The following is a 2252-nucleotide window of genomic DNA, read 5'->3' as shown; positions in this document are numbered from 1 at the left end:
TGAAAATTGTATAATTGTGTTAAGGAAGTATATAATTTTTGGGGAAATATTTGGAGGTATAAGTTATGAATGATCATATTTACACTTTGTTTTTCGGTGTTGCTATTATTATAATATCTATTTTTGTCCTAGGTTCTAAGAAGGGTAAGAAGTCATGTTGTTCACACCATCATCATGGCATGGAGAATAGTCATAGTAGCGTAGTTAGGTATTATGATTGGTGCTATAGTAGCATTGATGAGTTTAGAGAGGGACTTGCTGTTGTTTGTAATGGTGATAAGTTTGGATACATAGATGTTAATGGGAATGTTGTTATTCCCATTGTTTATAATGATGCTAGAGGCTTTGAAAATGGATATGCAGTTGTAACCCTTAATAATCATCAGTTTTTTATTAATACTAAAGGCGAGAGGGTTTCTGAGGTTTTTAAGGAAGTTTATGAGTTTTCTGGTGATTATGCTATGGTTTCTACAGGTGATGCTATAGGGTATATTAATAGGGAGTTTGATATTGTTATAGAGCCTAGATTTAAGGAGGGGTTTGACTTCTCAGAGGGGGCTTTTATGGTATCTGATGGTACTAAGTATTTCCTTGTTGATAGTGAGGGGAATAGGATAGACGATATTGAGTACGATGAGGGAAGACAGCATATTGAAGGCTTTGCAGCTGTATGTGTTGGGGATAAGTGGTCATATTTAGATAAGGATTATAATCTTATTTGTGACTTTATATTTGATGATGTTGATGACTTCTTTAGAGGCCATGGTGTCGTTTGTATAGAGGACAAGTTTGGAGTAATAGATAGTCATGGAAGTATTGTTGTAGATATTAAGTATGATGATCTTGGAGAGTTAAGCTTTGGGTTAATACCAGCAAGACTTGGGAATCACTTTGGTGTTATTGATGAACTTGGTAATACTGTTGTTGACTTTGTGTATAGTGATATTAGGGATTTCCATGAAGGGTTCGCCGCATTTGAAAAGGGGAATAAGCTTGGATTCCTGAATCTTAAGGGGGAAGAGGTTATACCTGCTGAGTATGATGAGGTAGGAGACTTTAGAGAAGGGCTAGTTCCAGTATGTAAGGGACACCTGTGGGGATACCTAGACCATGAGGGACATAGAATATGTGACATAAAATATAGTGATGCATTCCTATTCTCAGAGGGAAGAGGAGTAGTAGAACTTAATGGTAAGTTCGGATATATAGACGAGCTTGGCAAGGAGAGAAGTAGTATTTCATTTGACCAATGTACAGAGTTCTATAACGGTTATGCAACTGTAGTAGGAGATGGGTATGTAGGAATAATGAATCATAGAGGTGATTGGATCATCCCAAGATGTAATAAATAATATACAAGGAGTATGTAGAAGTAAAGTGTCTACATGCTCCTTGTGTTTTTTACAAAATAGCTATAAATATGAAAAATATTTGAAAATTTATAACAAGATGACAGTTTGTGTCTAACTCATGTAATATAATGGAACCATTGCATTTATTTTATATTTAATTTAGTTAGGGGGAAACAAAATGAAAAAGAAAAAAATCATAGGAGCATCACTGGCAGGTGTTATGGCTGTATCGTCAGCAGCAGGTGCTGTAGGAGCGGTTCAAGATATTAAGGTTAGTGAAGCCTCAGTAAACAAGCTAGTACATGATGTTCATGCTAAAATCGAACATATAACTTATTCACTTAAAAAGAATTATCTAGGGCTTAAAAATGTAGGACAGTGGCAGTCATATATTAAAGAAGCTAAATCTCTTAATGCTAAACTTCCAAAGGGTTCAAGTAGAGATAAGTATCAAGCTAGAATTGATAGGGCAGAAGCTCTAGTTAATGCAGCTGCTAGGGTTAACAAGGTTGAGCAATCAATGGAAGTTAATGCACATACTATTAAGAATGTTCCACAATGGAGCCAGTACATTAAGCTTGCTAAGGAAGACCTAGGAAAGGTTGACCTTGGAGTATTTAAAGCTCAGTACAATGAACTTCTTGAAAGGGTAGCACAAAGAAGTGAAGCTATGGAAGTAATCAAAACAAATTACACAAATAGCTATAAGAAGGTAGAAGCACTAGTAGAAGAAGCAAATAAGCTACTAGGAAGTAATAAGGAAGCAGCTAAGAAGAAGCTAGAAGAGGCGAAGAAACTAGCAGAGCAGCTTCAATCACATACATCTAAGGATGAACTAATAAACAAAATAGATGGAATAATAACATCAATTCCATCAGAACCAGTACCACCAACACCAGG

Annotated in this window: 2 protein-coding genes; both read left to right on the top strand. The window is 35.8% G+C overall.

Annotation, left to right across the window (positions count from 1 at the left end):
* Positions 1-65: 65 nt before the first annotated feature.
* A complete protein-coding gene (locus RR539_RS10790) occupies positions 66-1352 on the top strand; it encodes a WG repeat-containing protein (protein ID WP_332483867.1) in 1287 nt (428 codons plus the stop codon).
* A gap of 178 nt (positions 1353-1530) precedes the next feature.
* On the top strand, positions 1531-2252 hold a 722-nt coding region (locus RR539_RS10785; RefSeq protein WP_332483868.1), incomplete at its 3' end, for a hypothetical protein.

The organism is Clostridium sp. (assembly GCF_036639235.1).
Lineage (GTDB): Bacteria > Bacillota > Clostridia > Clostridiales > Caloramatoraceae > Clostridium_AB.
This window is presented reverse-complemented; position numbering and strand designations above follow the sequence as displayed.

Coding starts and splice junctions, on each gene's coding strand:
- RR539_RS10790 (WP_332483867.1), top strand. CDS start 66: ATGAATGATCATATTTACACTTTGTTTTTCGGTGTTGCTATTATTATA.